This is a genomic window from Methylobacterium sp. UNC300MFChir4.1, from assembly GCF_900110155.1.
GTDB lineage: Bacteria > Pseudomonadota > Alphaproteobacteria > Rhizobiales > Beijerinckiaceae > Methylobacterium.
This window is the reverse complement of record NZ_FOCS01000006.1, coordinates 259,774-277,137: the sequence shown is the minus strand read 5'-3', so window position 1 is coordinate 277,137 and position 17,364 is coordinate 259,774. Positions and strand designations below refer to the sequence as shown.

The 17,364-nt window shown below is 71.9% G+C and carries 13 protein-coding genes and 1 pseudogene; 4 read left to right on the top strand and 10 right to left on the bottom strand.

Annotated features, from left to right (window positions below; genetic code table 11):
• On the top strand, positions 1 to 1,470 hold a 1,470-nt coding region (locus BMY19_RS11695; protein WP_139215630.1), incomplete at its 5' end, for an autotransporter outer membrane beta-barrel domain-containing protein.
• Positions 1,471 to 1,521: 51 nt separating this feature from the next.
• Positions 1,522 to 1,651 (top strand): annotated as a pseudogene (locus BMY19_RS11690) (IS5/IS1182 family transposase); the annotation flags it as partial.
• A 97-nt stretch (positions 1,652 to 1,748) separates the two neighbouring features.
• Here the strand turns inward: BMY19_RS11690 and BMY19_RS11685 are convergent.
• The 4 genes from BMY19_RS11685 to BMY19_RS11670 all read right to left on the bottom strand — a co-directional run bounded on the left by BMY19_RS11685 (position 1,749) and on the right by BMY19_RS11670 (position 6,948).
• A complete protein-coding gene (locus tag BMY19_RS11685; protein WP_244534897.1) occupies positions 1,749 to 3,245 on the bottom strand; it encodes a diguanylate cyclase domain-containing protein in 1,497 nt (498 codons plus the stop codon).
• A gap of 358 nt (positions 3,246 to 3,603) precedes the next feature.
• Positions 3,604 to 4,722 carry a metallophosphoesterase gene (locus tag BMY19_RS11680; RefSeq protein WP_100251807.1) on the bottom strand — a complete coding sequence of 373 codons (1,119 nt, stop codon included), beginning with the start codon at positions 4,720 to 4,722 and terminating at the stop codon, positions 3,604 to 3,606.
• 161 nt (positions 4,723 to 4,883) lie between these two features.
• Positions 4,884 to 5,525, bottom strand: coding sequence for an HAD-IA family hydrolase (locus BMY19_RS11675; protein WP_100251806.1), 642 nt, complete (start codon positions 5,523 to 5,525; stop codon positions 4,884 to 4,886).
• Between the two features lie 241 nt (positions 5,526 to 5,766).
• A complete protein-coding gene (locus BMY19_RS11670; protein ID WP_100251805.1) occupies positions 5,767 to 6,948 on the bottom strand; it encodes an alanine racemase in 1,182 nt (393 codons plus the stop codon).
• A 95-nt stretch (positions 6,949 to 7,043) separates the two neighbouring features.
• Here BMY19_RS11670 and BMY19_RS11665 point away from each other — a divergent pair, with 95 nt between their 5' ends.
• The gene (locus BMY19_RS11665) at positions 7,044 to 7,997 is read left to right on the top strand and encodes a LysR substrate-binding domain-containing protein (RefSeq protein WP_100251804.1); all 954 of its coding nucleotides are present in this window, start codon (positions 7,044 to 7,046) and stop codon (positions 7,995 to 7,997) included.
• 60 nt (positions 7,998 to 8,057) lie between these two features.
• Here BMY19_RS11665 and BMY19_RS11660 read toward each other — a convergent pair whose 3' ends face one another.
• Together BMY19_RS11660 and BMY19_RS11655 are read right to left on the bottom strand one after the other, a co-directional pair.
• Entirely contained in the window at positions 8,058 to 8,597 is a 540-nt protein-coding gene (locus BMY19_RS11660) for a L,D-transpeptidase family protein (protein WP_100251803.1), read from the bottom strand.
• Positions 8,598 to 8,743: 146 nt separating this feature from the next.
• Positions 8,744 to 10,192, bottom strand: a complete 1,449-nt coding sequence (locus BMY19_RS11655) for a GGDEF domain-containing protein (RefSeq protein ID WP_100251802.1) — start codon at positions 10,190 to 10,192, stop codon at positions 8,744 to 8,746.
• Between the two features lie 487 nt (positions 10,193 to 10,679).
• Here BMY19_RS11655 and BMY19_RS11650 point away from each other — a divergent pair, with 487 nt between their 5' ends.
• Positions 10,680 to 11,693: a crotonase/enoyl-CoA hydratase family protein gene (locus BMY19_RS11650; RefSeq protein ID WP_100251801.1), complete on the top strand. Its 1,014-nt coding sequence runs from the start codon at positions 10,680 to 10,682 to the stop codon at positions 11,691 to 11,693.
• On the opposite strand, the gene BMY19_RS11645 is transcribed toward BMY19_RS11650, so the two are convergent.
• From BMY19_RS11645 to BMY19_RS11630, 4 genes are all read right to left on the bottom strand, one after another.
• Positions 11,682 to 14,012, bottom strand: a complete 2,331-nt coding sequence (locus BMY19_RS11645; RefSeq protein ID WP_100251800.1) for a putative bifunctional diguanylate cyclase/phosphodiesterase — start codon at positions 14,010 to 14,012, stop codon at positions 11,682 to 11,684. The genes BMY19_RS11650 and BMY19_RS11645 overlap by 12 nt on opposite strands.
• 596 nt (positions 14,013 to 14,608) lie before the next feature.
• Entirely contained in the window at positions 14,609 to 15,727 is a 1,119-nt protein-coding gene (locus tag BMY19_RS11640; protein WP_082557994.1) for a YeiH family protein, read from the bottom strand.
• Positions 15,728 to 15,755: 28 nt separating this feature from the next.
• Positions 15,756 to 16,088: a SorB family sulfite dehydrogenase c-type cytochrome subunit gene (locus BMY19_RS11635; RefSeq protein WP_091928611.1), complete on the bottom strand. Its 333-nt coding sequence runs from the start codon at positions 16,086 to 16,088 to the stop codon at positions 15,756 to 15,758.
• A 13-nt stretch (positions 16,089 to 16,101) separates the two neighbouring features.
• Positions 16,102 to 17,307, bottom strand: a complete 1,206-nt coding sequence (locus BMY19_RS11630) for a SorA family sulfite dehydrogenase catalytic subunit (protein WP_091681707.1) — start codon at positions 17,305 to 17,307, stop codon at positions 16,102 to 16,104.
• Positions 17,308 to 17,364: the final 57 nt, after the last annotated feature.

Below are 17,364 nucleotides of genomic sequence, written 5' to 3'. Positions count from 1 at the left end.
CTGGCGCTCGGCCCGACCGGCACGGTCTCGGCCAACGGCACCCTGGTGCCGGAGCTGCGCGGCATCACCGGCAACGCGGGCAACAGCTTCACCCCCGCCCTCGGCCAGCGCTTCGGCGTGCTCACCGCGCAGGCCGGGCTGTCGGGCTCGTTCACCGGGCTCGCCCAGCCGGCGGCGGGCCTGCCGGCGGGCACGCGCCTCGACGCGCTCTACGCCGCCACCGGCCTCGACCTCGTGGTCACGCCCGCCGCCTACGGCAACCTCATAGGTCTCGGCCTCGCCCAGACCGGCAACGCCCGGGCGGTGGGCGCGGCGCTGGACCTCGCCCGCCCGGCCGCCGGCACGCGGCCGGACGCGGCGCGGGCGCGGGTGTTCGACCCGCTCTACGCGGCCGGCCCGGCGACCCTGCCGGGCGGGCTGGCGAGCCTGTCGGGCCAGAGCTACGGCGACGCGGTGATGACCGACCTCGCCGCGCGCCGGCTGCTGGCCGACACGATCGACCGGCACCAGCGCGGGCTGGGCGGGGGCGCGAGCGCGTTCAGCGCGGGCGATCCGGGCCCGGGCCCGAACCGCACGGCGCTGCAGGTGCGCGGCGGCGCCGGGGCGGCGGAGCCGGCGCTGGCGGTGGGCGAGGGCCGGGTCTGGGCCGACGCGCTGTACGGGTTCGGCGCGCGCGCCGGCGACCGGGCGGCCGCGGGGGCCGGGTTCGACGCCGGCGGGCTGCTGATGGGCGTCGACCGCCAGGTCGGCGCGGACACGCGGGTGGGCGGGGCGTTCAGCTACCTGCGTGAGGGCGGCACGTCGCGCGGCGCGGGTCTGGGCCGGTTCACCACCGACAGCTACGGCGGCACACTCTACGCGAGCACGCGACTCGGCGCGGTGGTTCTGCGGGGCACGGCGGGGGTGTCGTACGCGGACGGTCGGGTCGACCGGACGGTGGCGCTGGGCGCGGCGGTATCGCAGGCGTCCGGGCTGTCGTCGGGCTGGAACGGCGGGGTGTCGGGCTTTGCCGGCTACGCGCTGGCGACCGGCCTGCCGGTCGAGGTCGTGCCGGAGGTGGGCTTCAGCTACGATCGGCTGACGCGGGGCCGTGTGTCCGAGCGGGGCGGTCTGGTCGGGCAGGGCTTCGGCGGGCAGGGCTTCGCGGTGGCCGACCTCGACGCGGCGCGCAGCCTGGTCGGCGGGCGGGTGACGAGTTGGGCGTTGGCGGGCATTCCGGATCTGCGCCTTGAGGGTCGGGCGTACTGGGCGCACGAGCTGGCCGACACGGCGGCGGTGGTTCGCTCGAGCGTGTTCGGGGCGGGGTTCGCGGGCCGGACGAGCGCGCTGGGCCGGGACGGCGCGGTTCTGGGGGTGAGCCTGACGGGGGCGGTCGCCGCGGGCGTGCGGCTGTCGGTGGGCTATACCGGCGACGTCCGCCCGGGCGCCACCGCCCAGGTGTTCACCGCAGGCCTCCAGGCCGCGTGGTGACGGCCTCTTGAGCCACGCTCCTCGTCGCGGCCGGGTCGCTCCCGGCACCCGTGCCGATCCCGCAGCATCGCGCCGCGCATCGCACGGCGCGGCGGCGAGGGCAGCGAGGATCTCGGACGCCACCGCTGGATCGTCGCGCACGCCGGCGTGGTCGGCGCGCTTCCGCCGCCTCGCCAACCGCTAAGGGGCGGCGCGACGATCTCCGCGCGCCTTCGCCCATCCCGTCTGCGCCCTCGTCCGCCGGACCCGGGCCAGAGGGTCGTGTGGCCGACTCCGCGTCAGAGGCGTCGGTGAGGAGCCAACTCGAGAGCGGACGCGCCGCGAACCGGCGTGGCAGTCTGATCCGTCGCGGCCGAGTAGGTTTCAGCCGTCCCCTTCTGCTTACGCTTCGCGGCGTAGAGGGCCGCGTCGGCGTGGCGCAGCAGCACGTCGCGGTCCTGTCCGGCCTCTCGTGACCGCGCGAGGCCGATCGTTCCCGTCACCCGCGCGATCTGACCCTGCCCTTTCACGACCATCTCGAGGTCGTGCAGGAGGCGCCGCACCATCGCCTGCACGCCCGCGCCATCGCAGCCGGCAGGCACCAGGATCGCGAACTCGTCGCCCCCCAACCGTGCCGGGAAGCAACCGGCGTAGCAGGGCGCGCGCAACCGCTCGGCTACGCAACGCAGAACCTCGTCGCCGGCCGCGTGCCCGAGGCGATCGTTCACGCCCTTGAAGCCGTCGAGGTCGATCAGGAGGACAGCCACATCGTCGTCGGAAGCGCGCGCCTCGCGCAGCCGCGCGTCGAGCGCGCGGTGGAATTCGGCTCGGTTGGCGAGTTGCGTCAGGTCATCGGTGCGCGCCTGATGGCGAAGACGCTGCTCCAGGCTGTGCCGTTCGGTGATGTCCTGGATCAGGCCGATGAGGGCGACGGGCTTACCCTTGACCAACTCGATCTCGCAGGAGCACCGCACGCGCCGGGCATTGCCCTTGGCGGTCACGAAATCGGCGTCCATCTCGAACGGCTCGCCCGTGTCCAGCACGCGCCTTACGGCCGCGCGGAAGAGGGCGCGATCGGGCTCGGGAAAGAAGTTCATGATCGCGCCAATCGGCACACCGCCGCTGACGGGCAGCTCGTGAATGACGAAGACGCCGTCCGACCAGGAAGTCGACCGCGTCTCGATATCGTAGCGGTACGAGCCCATCTCGGCCATGCGCTCCGCCTGCTTGAACTGGCGGCGCTCACGCTCCAGGCCCTCGACGGCCATCCGGCGCTCTTCGGCAGCCTCGGCTGCGCGCAGGGCCACGGCGCGCGCCTCGATCAGCGCCTCCGCGACGCAGGCCAACTCTTCGAGCACATCCAGGTCTGTCGTCGTCGGCTCGCGGGGCTGTTCGTCGAGGACGCAGAGCGTGCCGATCGTGATCTTGTCGCCGTCGGCTTGCCGGACGCGGACCGGCACGCCCGCGTAGTAGCGGATGTACGGGGCGTTCGTGACGAAGGGGCTGGCCACGAAGCGAGGGTCGAGGCTGGCATCCGCCACGATCAGCGGAGCCTCCGTCTCGAACACGACGGGGCAGAACGCCTGGGCACGCGGCGTCTCGGCCGCCAAGGGACCGCAACGCGCCTTGAACCACTGGCGCTCCGGGTCGATCAGGGTGATCGAGGACATGCCGGTGCCGAGCATGCGCTGCGCGAGCCTGGCGAGTGCGTCGAACTCGCGCTCCGGCGGCGTGTCGAGGAGGGCGATCTCGGCCAGCGCCTGCTGGCGGAGTGCCTCGCGCTGGGTATTCGATATGGTCCCCTGCAGCACTGTTCGACCTCGCCGGACCCAAGATGGTATCCGGGGGATACGACGAGAAGGTTTAATCGAGGGTGCGATGGCCTGACCTTTCGTCGAGGCCCGGCTTCGTCCTGGGGCTGGCGCTGTCCGGCACGCGCCTAGGGGCCGCTCTCACCGCTCTTCTCCCGCGAGCCGGCCGGCAGCTTCCGAGCGGGGGCGATCCGGCAGCGACCCGGGGTTGCCGTTCCGAAGAACATGGCCCCTCCCGGGGGAAACAGCCGAGTGTCCGGCGATGCGGGCTTCGGCCGGCGCTGGGACCTCCCGGGCCTGGATCGCTGACCCGTGCGGGAAGCCGCGCGGCGGCGCGCGCGCGTCAGGTGGCTGCCCGCAGGGTGATCCGCGTCAGCTCCGACGGACGCCCGAGCCGGAGGGCGAAGCCGGGCCAGAGCCCGGTGCCGTTGCTGACGTAGAGCCGCATGGCCCCGACCCGGTACGCCCCCGAGACGAACCCGGAATTGCCGCGCGCCACCAGCCGGTCCAGGCCGCGGATCATGCCGCCGTGGGTGTGGCCGGAGAGTTGGAGCGCGACGCCGCGCGCCGCGGCCCGCGCGGCGTTGGCCGGCTGGTGATCCAGCAGAACGATCGGCGCGCCCGGCGGTGCGCCCGCCAGGGCCGCGTCGAGGTCGGGCCCCGGATGCCCCGTGGCGGGCGCGGAGCGGTCGGTGACGCCGGCCAGCACCAGCGCGTCGCCCCCGCGCCTCAGGATCGTGTGGGTGTTGGCGAGGACGCGGATCCCCAGGCCCGCGAGATGGCCCATCCAGGAATCGTGGTCGAAGAAGTACTCGTGGTTGCCGGGCACGGCCCAGACACCGTCGCGCGCGCGCAGGGCCCGCAGCGGCGCGACGTCGTCTCGCCGAGCCTCCAGCGAACCGTCGATGAAGTCGCCGGTCACGACGATCAGGTCGGCCTGGAGGGCGTCGGCCCGCGCGACGACGGCCCGCGCCCAGGCGGCCGGGAACAGGCGGCTGATATGCAAGTCGGTCAGGTGCAGGATCGTGTAGCCGTCGAGGCCGGGGGGCAGGTCCGCGATCGCGACCGGGACGTCTTTCAGGGGCGGCACGCGCACGGCCTGCCACACAGCGACGGCCGAGAGGCCCGCGGCCGTCGAGGCCACCGCGATGCGCCAGGCGGTCGGGATCGCCCAGCCGCCTCCGGGCAGAGCCAGCGAGATCAGCGCGACGGCATCGAGGGCGAGCTGCATCACCGCCGCCAGCGCGATCGCACCGAACGCCCAGTTGAACAGGATCACGATCGGGCGCGGGAATTCGGGCGCGAAGACCGACCCGGAGGAGAGGCGGCTCCACAGGTGGTACTGGGAGGCGACCAGGAGGAGCCCGGCGAGGCCGAGCCTGAGCGCGAGCGGCACCGGCAGGGGCCACACCACCCGCGCGATGACGTAGGCCGCGGGCAGGCTGGGGATGAGGCGGATCATGGGCGGCTACATGGACCGGGCGACGGCCGAAAGGCAAAGCTCGCGCCGGGCCGCCCGGTGCGCGCCGGCACATGCGGTCGCCTCGCGCGGGTCGGGAGGTGCCCTCTGCCGGCCCGTCGCCCGCCCCGCCTTCCCCCCACCGCGCCCGGAGAAGGTCGGCGTCAGCGCGCGCCCGGATCGAACCAGGCGCGCAGCGGATCGAGGGTGGTCTCGTGCGCCAGCGGGGGCGACGCGCCGTCCGGGGCCGCCATGCCCACGCGGTCGTGCCAGTACGTCGCCAGCCCCACCTGCGCCGTGCCCACGAGGTCGAAGGCCGAGCCCGCGACGAACAGGCAGCGCGCCGGCTCGACCCCGAGGGCCTGCAGTCCCAGCCGGTAGGGACGCGGATCGGGCTTGTAGAACCCGGCGCGCTCCGCCGTGACGACCGCGTCGAGCTCGACCCCCAGGCAGCCGGCGGCGATGCGACCCAGACGTTCGGAGCAGTTGGTCACGACGCCGAGCCGCACGGAGCGCGCCGCGAGCGCCTGCAGGGTCTCCGTCACGCCGGGCCAGGGCCGGAGCTCGCCGTAGCGGTCCTCGAGGTCCGCCGCGAGGCGGCCCGGCAGGCCCACCGCCGTGGCGGCCTCGGCCACGAGATCCTCGTAGGGCCGGTACGCCCCCGTCCGGTAGGTGATCCGCAGGTACTCGGCCCGCCACCGGCGGCCAGCCTCCGTGCTGCCGGCGACCGAGTCCCACAGGGACCAGCTGTCGAGCAGGGCCGTCAGGAGGTCGAACAGGACGGCGTCGAACCGGTGGGCTGTCATGATGGGCTTCTCCTTCCGTATCGGGCGCCGCATCGGGCGGCGTCGGTGCCGGGGGCCTCGGGCCGCGCCGACGGGGCCAGGAGCGCGCGTCAGTGCGCGCGTCAGTGCGCGCGGGCGGCATGCGCCGCCCCGAGGAGGGCGGCGGTCACGCGCCTCGCGGTGTCCGGGCGGGCTCCCGCCGCGTCCGGCGCCGCCGGGCGCTCGCGAGGCGCCCGATCCGCGACGTCACGGTCGGCGCCGCCTACCAGCCATTGATGCGCGGCCAGACGGCGGCGACCCGCCCGTTGGCGTCGAGGACGTGGTAGCGGTCGTACTGGGCGCCCGTCGCGCAGGCGTGGTTCGGCAGGACGCGCACACGGTCGCCGATGGCCAGATCGGGGAGGGCGGCGCGGGAGCCCGGGCGCAGGGCGAGGATGCCGTGCTCCTGGTTGGCGTCGGCGACGATCAGGTCCGGGTAGGGGCGGCCGGCGCGGTCGCAGACCACGCCGTAGCCCTGATCGACCGCCTGCCGGGCCGTGCCCCGGTCGCGCGACAGCGCCATCCAGCCGGCATCGGTGATGATCCAGCCCTTGTCGCGGCGGTGCCCGATCACGGTGGCGAGCACGCTCACCGCGATGTCGTCGACCGCGACGGAGCCGACGCCGGCCTGGAACAGGTCGCCGAACATGAACACGCCGGCACGGACCTCGGTGATCCCGTCGAGGTTCCGGGCGTAGCGCGCGGTCGGCGTAGAGCCGACGCTCACCACCGGGCACGGCAGGCCCGCCGCGCGCAGGAGGGTGGCCGCCGTCACCGCCGCCGCGCGCTCGCCCTCCGCCGCCGCGGCGAGATCCTCGGGATCGCTGAGGCCGTAGCTGTCGCCGGCGTGGAGCAGCACGCCGCGCAGGTCCGCCCCCGCGCCGAGCGCGCGCCCGATCGCCACCAGCAGCGCCGCGTCGGCCGGCTTCACGCCGGAGCGATGCCCGTCGGCGTCGACCTCGATCAGGACCGGCAGACGGTCGCCGGTCCGCGCGGCCCAGGCGGCGACCGCGTCCGCCTGCTCGATCGAGTCGAGCACCACGGCGAGGTCCGCACCCCAGCGGCGCCGGACCGCGCCGACGCGGTCGAGCTTCTGCGGGGCGATGCCGACGCCGTAGATCATGTCCCGGACCCCGCCCTCGGCGAAGTACTCGGCCTCGCGCAGGGTCGAGACGATCGCCGGGCCGGCCGGACCGGTCATCGCCAGGCGGGCGACGTCGATCGACTTCGCCGTCTTCAGGTGCGGCCGGAAGGCGACGCCCAGCCGGTCCAGGTGCGCCCGCAGCCCCGCGAGGTTCGCGCGCAGCCGCGCCTCGTCCAGGAGAAGGCACGGTGTCTGAAGTGGACCCGACGCCCCGTCGGCCTCCGCTGACGGCACCTGCGTCCCGACTCCGGTGTCCGGCATGTCCACGCCTCCCTGTCTCGCTGCCGGGTGACAGATCATGCCGGACCGGCAGACGCCATTAATCTGTTCGGCATTCTGGATTAAGGTCGGCCTTAATGCTCGACGCCGACGATCTCCGCTTCTTCGTCGCGGTCGCGGCCAGCCCGTCCCTGGCCGCCGCGGCGCGCAGCCTGAACGTGTCGCCCCCCGCCGTGACGCAGCGGCTGCGCAGCCTGGAGAAGCGGCTGCGGGTCCATCTGGTGGACCGGTCCAGCCGCGGCCTCACGCTGACCGACGAGGGGGAGCTGCTGGCCGAGCGCGGTCGCGACCTCCTCGGCGCCTTCGACGATCTCGCCGACGCCCTGGCCGAGCGCGTCGGCGCGGTGACCGGACATCTGCGCGTCGTCGCCCCGCTCGGCTTCGGGCGCCGCTACGTGGCCCCGGTCGTGACGGCGTTCCGGCTGCGGCATCCGGGCGTGCGGATCGACCTGCTGCTCTCGGATCGCCTGGGCCGCATCCCGTCCGAGACCTGGGACCTCGCGATCCACGTCGGTGAGATCAGGGAGGCGACCCCGAGCCTGACCGTGCGCGCCCTCGCGCCGAACGACCGGATCCTCTGCGCGGCGCCCGCCTACCTGGCCCGGCATCCGGCCCCGCGCGTGCCGGCCGACCTGCGGGATCACACCTGCATCGCGCTGCGCGAGAACGACGAGGACGTGACGCTCTGGCGCTTCCGCGCGGCGGACGGCGCCGAGGTCCGCGTCAGGGTGGATGCGGGCTTGGTCAGCAACGACGGCGACGTGGTGCGGGGCTGGGCCCTCGCGGGCCTCGGCGTGATCGTGCGCTCGGAATGGGATGTCGCCGACGACCTGCGCGCGGGGCGGCTGGCGCGCCTGCTCGAAGGCTACGCCCTGCCGTCGGCGCCGGTCGTCGCCCTGCTCGGCTCGGAACGGCGGTCGCGCGCGGCCCGGACGGAGCGGTTCCTCGAGGCGCTCCGGCGCTCGTTCGATCCGCTCCCGTGGCGCCCGCCCGCGGGTCCTGGCGCGGCCGCCGGGGATGCGGGGCCTTGAGGCGCCCCGGCCGCGCGCCGTCCGGCCCCGAACGCTCCGCCCGACGACGCCCGATCCCGCTCAGCTCCGGATCTCGATCGGCGTGCCGACCTCGACCCGCGCGTAGATCGCGCGGGCCTCGGCGTTGGTCACGCCCACGCAGCCATCCGTCCAGTCGATCAGACGATGCAGGCGACCGACCCAGGAGAACCCGTTCCTCAGACCGTGGATCATGATGTCCCCACCGGGCGGCACGCCGGCCGCGGACGCCGCGGCGCGGTCGGCGGCGTCCGGATAGGAGATCCGCAGCGCGAGGTGGGCGATGCTGTCCGGGTTCTTGCCCGCGATGCGGTAGCGACCCTCGGGTGTTCGGCCGTCGCCTTCCCTCGCCTTCGGGCCGATCGGCGCGAAGCCCAGCGAGACGCGGTAGACCGCCAGGACGCGTCCGCCGCGCAGCAGCGTCAGGCGCCGTTGCGCCTTCTCCACGCGGACGAGATCAGCGCGCTCGGCCTGCGGCACCAGGCCGGGGGCCGTGGAGCCCGCGGGCCCGTCGGCCGTGCCGAAGAGGAGGGCGAGCGGCGCGACGCACAGCAGCGATCCGACGAGGTAGCGGCGTCTCATCGGCCGATCCTATGGGACAGGCGGTTCGCGGCCAAACGGCCGGGCTTGGATCGCCGCCGGTCCGGGCATGAGCCGCGCGGCCGCGAGGTCGCGGGCCGGCTGCCGCGGCTGCCGGCCGGCGGGAGCGCTCAGGGTCGATCTCGGAGTCAGGCGGCCCATCTCAGGGCGTCGCGGCCGGCGTGCTTCGCCTCGTACAGAGCGCTGTCGGCCCGCTGAGCCAGCGCTTCGTAGCCCTCGCCCACGCGCGCGACGGCCAAGCCCATGCTCAGGCTGACCGGCGCTTCGGTCCCGGCACTGGTCGAGAATGCCGCGGCGCGTGCGCTCGCGCGGATCCGCTCGCACACCGCCCGGGCGCGCGCGAGATCGCTCTCGCGGAGAAGGATCACGAACTCGTCGCCGCCGAGGCGCGCGACCAGATCCCCCGGGCGGATCTGCGATGCGAGCAGCGATCCGAGAGTCTCGAGCGCGCGATCGCCCGCCGGATGCCCCCAGCGGTCGTTGATCTGCTTGAAGTGATCGATGTCGATCGCGATCAGGCTGACGGGCGGCAGCGCCCTGACGGGCAGGATGGTCTCGATCTGATGCTCGAAACCTGCCCGGTTGAGCAGTCCTGTCAGGGAATCGGTGAAGGCGCTCCTCGTCATCTCCCGATCGTGCGCGGCCAGCTCGGCCGTGAGCCGCGCCCGCGCGGAGACCTCCGCCGCGACGGGCAGGCAGGTCAGCAGGATGAAGGCCAGGAACACCTGGAACGCCTGCGCCTGCGTGACGGCGTCGGCCGCGATCAGGACCATCGGTCCGCGACCGTACATCGTTGCGACGCCTCCGATGACGGCCACGACCATCACGGCCGCGGTGACACCCAGGCGGCCCAGCCGGAAAGCGATCAGGATGAGGGGCGGGAAGATCAGGAACAGCAAGGGGCGGCTGGTGCAGAAGAAGGTCGCGTACGCGACCGAGCCTGCGAGGACGAGCAAGGCGGCCGCTTCGAGCCGGTCCCGCCAGCTCCGCTCCGCGAGCGCACGCGCGTAATCGCCTCGGAACAGCGAGAGCAGGAAGGGCGTGAAGACGATGAGTCCCAGGCCGTCGCTCGCGACCCAGGTGCCGAACGAGCGCAACAGGGGCTGGCCGAAGACGAGATGCGCCGTCAAGCCTCCCAGGACGCCGCTCGCGGCCGGTGCCAGCAATCCCGCGATCGCGAGGAACCGCAGGGCGGATCTCGTGGATTGCAGCAGGGTGTCCTGCTCGTAGGTCCTTCGCAGGAGACGGACGGCCAACATCACCTCGGCGAGGTTCGCGAGACTGTACAGGAAGGGGCCGAGCACAGTGCCCCGCGTCAGGACATTGGCCGCGATGTTCGCGGCCAATCCGGCGCTCAGCACCGTGCCCGATCGGACCCTGTCATGGGAGAGCAGCAGGGCGACCAGAATGGCATTGGCCGGCCATAGGGCAGCGATGTCGTGTCCGCTACTGGCCAGGCTCAGTGTCGAAGCTGCGGTGCAGAAATAGAGAAACGCTGTCGTCAACCATAGAGACAGCGCCGGCCTCTCGTCGCCCTCGTCGTCGAATCGCTCTCGGATCATGGTCTCGATAGACATGAAAATTTATAACGAACAGATAAGATTGTGCAACTATTGGTATGTTACTCGTCTATAATACAACTGCGGGGGAGGGAGACAGCAATCGTCATGATCGGCGATCGGCGCAGCGAGCATTGCGTCGACTCGCATGATCGGACATCGGAGCCGTTACGGGGTGCCGCTGAGGCGTCCGTCGCGCGGTTGACCGCACGTCCCCGCGGCGGACCCGGTCTCGCGCGGGAGCGGCGGGCGTGCCGCTTCACGCCTGCCGTCCGCGATCCCGCAGGACCGATCCGGCGCCGTCGAGGCCGTGGAGGTCGAGGGGCAGGACAGCCGCCGGGGCGTCGGCGGGCCTCTCGTCCGGAGAGGCCCGCCTCGCAAGCAAAGGTGGCTAAAAGGCCGGCATTAACCAAAGCTTAATTATCTGAGGAGGGCCGCTCCGGCTGCCTAGCTCCGCAACGCCGGCTGAGATACGGTTAAGGATCACTTAACGGATCCGAATACGATGGCGTCTATTACAGGTCTCGCCAAAGACTTGGTGCCATACCCTGGTCCTGTGCCGCTGCGACGGCGTCCGACGGCCGCGCGGCGGCCGAGCGAGAAGCGGGTCGCGCCGACCGTCTCGTCTCCCGACCACGGCCTTTCCGAACTCGCTCAGATCGAAGTCAATCTCGAAACCGACACCAGCACCCTGTGGGCCTTCATGCGCCCGCAGGGCCGCCCGTGCCAGAATCCCGAGATGCTGGCCGACTTCAGCCGCCTGCAGGATGGCATCGAGCGCGGTTTCGGCAACGGCAGCCTCGACCTGAACTACTTTGTCTTCGGTTCACGATTTCCCGGCGTGTTCAGTCTCGGCGGTGATCTGAGCCTGTTCGCGAGCAAGATCCGCGCGGGCGACGAGGCCGCGCTGGTCGGTTACGGCAACGCGTGCGTCGATGTTCTTCATCGCAACATGAACGCGCTGAACCTGCCGATCATCACGATCGGCCTCGTTCAGGGCGACGCGCTGGGCGGGGGGTTCGAGGGCCTGCTCTCGTTCGACGTGATCATCGCCGAGAAGGGCACCAAGTTCGGCTTCCCGGAGATCCTCTTCGGGCTCTTCCCCGGTATGGGGGCCTACAGCTTCCTCGCCCGGCGTCTGGGGACCATCAGGGCTCAGGAGATGATCCTCGATGGGAGAACCTACACCGCGGAGGAGATGCACGAACTGGGAATCGTTCACGTCCTCGCCGAGCGCGGCCAGGGCGAGGCGGCCGTGCGCGCGTACATCGCCGGCAACCACCGGCGCCGCAACGGGCAGCAGGCGATCTATCGAGCCGCCCGGGAGGTCAATCGCATATCGTTGGAGGAACTGAGAAAGATCGTCTCGGTCTGGGCGGCCGCCGCGATGAATCTCACGGACAGGGATCTGAGCATCATGGAGCGGCTCGTCCTGGCTCAGGACAGGCTCAGGGGAAAAGCCCAGGCCGCTCAGGCCCGCACGGTGACCGCGCGGGGGCCGGCGGCGTCAGCTCGCTAGCTTCGTCACGGGCTCCGCGGCCGCGAGCATGGCCCGGATCTGGGGTGCGGCGACCGGACGACTGAACACGTAGCCCTGGATCAGATCGCAGCCCTCGGCCCGGAGGATGGAGAGCTGCGTCTCCGTCTCGACGCCCTCGACGACGATGGCCATCCCGATGCTCCTTCCCATCCCGACGATCGCCCGGATGATCGCCGTCGACTCGGCCTTCCTGTCCAGGTCCCACACGAACGACCGGTCGATCTTCAGCTTGTCGAAGGCGAAGTTTCTCAGGGAGCTCAGGGACGAGTAACCGGTTCCGAAATCGTCGATCGACAGGCGGATCCCGAGCTGGCGGAGCGTGTGGATGGTCTCGACGATCTTGTGCGTCGCGCCCAGCGTCACGCTCTCCGTGATCTCGAGCTCCAGGCGATGCGCCGGGAGGCCGGAGCGGTTCAGCGCGCCGATGACGTGGAAGGCCAGCTGCGGATCACCGAACTGACGCGGCGACATGTTGACCGCGACGCTCACGGTCGACGGCCAGTTCCGGGCCTCGCGGCACGCTTCGTTCAGAACCCAGTCGCCCAGCTGGACGATGAGCCCCGTTTCCTCGGCCACCGGGATGAAGTCCGACGGCGGGATGTAGCCGGAGACGGGGTGCTGCCACCGTAGCAGTGCCTCGCAGCTCACGATCGCCCCGGTGCTCGCGTCGACGATCGGCTGATAGTGCAGCTCCAGTTCGCCGTTGGTCAGGGCGGCTCGGAGATCGGACTCGAGGGCGTGCCGCGCGCGCGTGGCCGCTTCCATCTCGTGCTGGAAGATCTTGAACCCGCTCCTGCCGGCCCCCTTGATGGCGTAGAGGGCGATATCGGCGCATTTCAGCAGCCTGTCCTCGTCGTTGGCATGGAACGGAGCGATCGCGATGCCGATCGAGGCGCCGACCGTGACGTGGGTGCCGTCGATATCGAAAGGTCGCTCCAGCTCGTGCAGGACGCGCTGCGCGAGATCCTCCGCGACGGCCGGCGACGTGACGGATTGCTGGACGATGACGAACTCGTCGCCGCCGAGGCGGGCGACCGATCCGGACAGCGCCCCGATCCCGCGCAGCCGGTCCGCCACCATCTGCAACAATCTGTCTCCGGCCGGATGCCCCAGCGTGTCGTTGATGACCTTGAAGTGGTCGAGATCGAGCAGATGGACCGCGAAATCGCCCTTGCTGCTGGCGCTGGCTTTCAGCGCCTGGGAGACCTTGGCCTTGAAGCTGCTGCGATTGAGCAGGCCCGTCAGATCGTCGTAACGCGCCATCTGCTGGATGCGGGCTTCGCTCCGACGCCGCTCGGTGATGTCCTCGAAGATGATCACGTAGCCCTTCTCGGCGGTCCGCCGCTGCATCAGGGAGACCACGCGATCGTCGGGGAGGATCAGGACCAGGTTTCCCGACCTCAACGCGTTCGACGCCGCCGAGAATGTCGAGAGCGTCGCGCCGCGCCCCGCGGTCCGCTCATCGATGATGGCGCGGCTCAATGCGTACAGCGATTTGGCCGTCGAATTGGTGTGGATGCGGTTCGAGGGAATGCCCGATATCGAGAGGAACTGGTCGTTCCAGACTTGGAGCCGGCCGCGCGCGTCGAACATGCACAGTCCGTGCGACATGTTGCGCAACGCGATGTCGAAGAGATTGGCCTGGGCCTGGAATTTCTCGGCGAGCGCCTCCTTCTCGCGCGTCGTCACCAGGGCCGACACGATGATCTCGCGCGTGCTGAGCGTGATGTCGATCATGCCGTAGGCGAACAGGAGCGAGAGGATGCCGAGCGAGGCCCGCTCGCCGTCGCCGGACACGAGCAGACCCGCCGACAGCGGCATCGCCGACAGGAGCACCTGCGCGATGGCCAGCAGGGGGCGGCCCGCATTGCGGCCCGAGATGCCCGCGGCGTAACCGATCGTGAAGGTGGGGGTGATGACCTGGAGCGCGAGGTTGGACGACCGCGTCGTGATGAGGAACGACAGGATGCCGAGCGACGCGGCGTAGGCGAACGCGCCGAGGGAGAAGTAGGTCTCCCAGAGCTCGTAACGATCGTGCTTCTGCGGCCCCTTCGTCAGGTAGATCCGAGCGAGCACGATGCGGGTGAGGCCGATCAGGCCGACCGCGAACGCGGTCACCGTGATCGCGCGATCGTCGGACCAGAACGCCGCGGCCGTGGCGACGATCGTTCCGGACGCGGCGCCGACCGCGAGCGACGCGAACGGCTGATACAGCCCGTCGACGAGCGAGCGCTTCACGCCGCGCGCGAGGAGGGCATCTTCAGCGAGTGCGGCCCGCAGCTTGGAATACAGTCCCAACGCGGCGTCTCGCTACTTCGCTCTCGTCGACGGGGGCATCATTGTAGCAGTTCAATCCCAGGTTATATCCGCATATTAGCGGCCTGGAATTTCAGAAATATTGAAAACCGTGGTTAACGCCGCGCGCGGGGCAAATCTCTGCTTCGAATATTTGTCTCCTCTGCGCAAATATTCGGTGATCTCCATCGTTCACGAGGCCGAATATCGGTGCCGCGCCGGGCAGTCCGGCGCATGTATGGACGGGACGGGCGCGGAGGGTTCACTCATATCCCGTCGGGCGTTGCGCCGCGGACACCCCATATCCGGAGCTGTCGTCTTGCTCGGCCGCGTTCGGCGCGAAGACGTCTGCCTGTTCGTCAGACGTCGCGGCGATCGCGCGATCCTGCCCCGGCGGCATCGTGGTACCGCCGATCCCGTTGCGCGCTCAACGTCCGCATCGGCACCCGGATGATGTCGTCTCGTCGGGGACTTTCACGCTCCCGGGCGCGCGACATCGCTGTCCGCCGTACGCGACCGCCACCGTTGCGTGTGAGCCGCTTCCCCGGCGCGATCGCGCTCGCGGAGCCTGGGCCACCCGCGCGCCGCCGGCGACCGGCTCAGCCGATCCCGAGGCCGCGGATGAGCAGGACGGCGATGGCCAGCAGCACGCCGAGCGAGGCGGTGACCGCCATCGTGACCCGGCCGCCGACCTGGGCCAGCACGCGCACGTCCACCCCGAGGCCGAGGGCGGCCATCGACACGATGGTGAGGAAGCCGGCGAGGCGGGAGATCGGCGCGACCCAGGCGTCCGGGATCAGCCCGAGCGAGCGCAGGCTCGCCAGGGCCAGGAAGCCGAGGATGAACCACGGGACCAGCTTGAAGAAGCCGGGCCGGCGCCGGGCGCTCCCGGGGGCGCTAGCAGGCTTGGCGCTCGCTCCCGCCGCCGGCAGGCGCGGGGCGAGGAGCGAGAGGGCCAGCACCACCGGCCCGAGCATCAGCACCCGGACCAGCTTGACCAGCGTGCCCACCTGCGTGGCGAGCGGGCCCACCGGGACGGTCGCGGCCAGCACCTGCGGTACCGCGTAGACGGTCAGGCCCGCCAGCACGCCGTACTGGTGCTCGCTGAAGCCGACGAGCGGCACGAACAGCGGCAGGCCCAGCACCATCAGCACGCCCAGCACCGCCGTGAAGGCGATGGCCGCCGCCACGTCCCGGCTGTCCGCCCCGATCACCGGCGCCACCGCGGCGATCGCCGAGTTGCCGCAGATCGCGTTGCCGCAGGCGATCAGCAGCGCCATGCGCACCGGCAGGCCCAGGGCGCGGCAGAGCGCGCAGCTCGCCAGGATGGTCAGCGCCACCGCCCCGACGATGCCGGCCAGCAGCGCCGGGCCCGAGGCGACGATCGCCCCGAGGCTGACCGCGGCGCCGAGCAGCGTGACGGCCACTTCCAGCACCTGCTTGGCCGAGAAGGCGATCCCGGCCTTGAAGCGCGCGCCCGGCACCCAGGCGGTCCGCACGGCCGTCCCCAGCAGGATGGCCAGCACCAGGGCCTCGACGTAGGGATGGCCGGTCAGGTGCTCCTCGCCGGCCTGCAGAGCCTGCGCCACCGCGGTGATGCCCAGGCACAGGAGCAGGCCCGGGAGCAGGGTGCCGGCCGCCCCGGCCCAGGCGGAGGCCCCCCGCGACCCGGTCGGCGCGGCCCCGGACCGGTCCGGCACGGCGGTTCTGAGGGTCATCGCGCGACCTCCTGCCCGGTCTCGGCGCTCAGTAGGCCGCGCCGAGATAGCCGGCGATGGCCCGGGCCTGGTCCTCCGTGATCGGTGCCCGGTAGACCTTGATCATCTTGGCGACCTCGGCGTCCCAGAACGCCTGCCCCTTCCGGGGCGGCTGCATGGCGACGTAGTCGGCCGAGTGGCAGGTCAGGCAGTTCTCCTGCGCGGCCTGGAAGCCGGCCGCGTGCGCGGCATCCGGGGCCGGCCGGAACTGCGCCGTCGGCTCCGGCAGCGCGTAGGTCTCGGGCGCGGCCAGCGCGGGTGTCGCGGCCAGCGCGGCGGCGATCGCGACGACCGACGCGCGGAGCGGGCGGGTGCTGAACATGCCGATCCTCCCTCTAGGCCGCGCGCACGCGGGTCGTCTCGACGACGTTGCGCATGTAGCCGGCGGGGTTCCAGCGCGGCTCCATCGGCTGGGTCGCGCCGTCGTTGCCCGTGGCCCGCACGCGCAGGGCGTGGGCGCCCGGCGCGAGATCGACCTCCGCGGTCCAGGTGCGGAAGGCGTAGGGGCCGAGATCCTGGCCGAGCCGGGCCGCGCTCCAGGTCCGGCCGTCGTCGGCCGAGACCGCGACGTCCCGGATGCCCGAACCGCCGTCGAACGCGATGCCCCGCAGGGCGACCGGACCCGCCTTCACCGGCGCGCCGTCGGTCAGGTTCGTCAGGAAGGAGCGGACGTTGAGGCGGCCGATCGGGACGGTCCTGTCCGGCGCCTTGCCGGGCTCGGTGCAGGCGCAGGGATTGTCGGGGATGCGGTAGGCCGTCTTCATCCAGAAGCCCTCGAAGGGGTGATCGAGGACGGCGATGCTGTCGAGGTGCTTGACCCAGTAGGTGCCGTAGTAGCCCGGCACCACGAGGCGGAGCGGGAAGCCGTTGAGCCAGGGCAGGTCCTGCCCGTTCATGCCCCAGGCGAGCAGCACCGCGCCGTCCCGGGCGTGGTCGAGGGTCAGCGCCTTGGCGAAGTCCGGCGTCTCGGGCAGGACCGGCCCGTCGAGGCCGTTGAAGGCGACCTGCACGGCGCCGGCCTTCACGCCGGCCCGGTCGAGCACCGTCTTGAGCGGCACGCCGGTCCAGCGGGCGCAGCCCATGGCGCCGTTGGCGAGCTGGCCGCCGGCGATGCGCGGCTCGAAGAAGCCGCGGGAATTGCCCGAGCACTGGTTGACCGCGACGATCTCGGTCTGGGGCATCGCCTTGAGGTCGGCGAGCGACAGGGAGAGCGGCCGCTCGACCTGCCCGGTCACGGCGACGCGGAAGGCCTGCGGGTCGATCTCGGTCGGGATGTCGGCGAGGTGGTAGCGGACGAAGAACGCGTCGTTCGGCGTGATCGCGCCGCCGTCGAAGACGGCGAACGGCGTCTCCAGCTGCGGCGGGCGCGCGGTCATCTGCAGGAGCGGCCGCTTGCCCGGATAGGCCACGAGCGGCCGCTCGCCGTTGCCGAAGGGCAGCGTCACCCCGTCGGCCGCCCGTGCGCGCGGCACGCCCCCGAGCGCGGCGAGGGCGCCGAGGGCGCTCAGCCGCATGAAGTCCCGTCTTCCGCGATCGGTCATCGCGCGCTCCCCGTTCAGGCTGTGGCAGCGGAGGTCCGGTTCGGCGCGCCCCGCCTT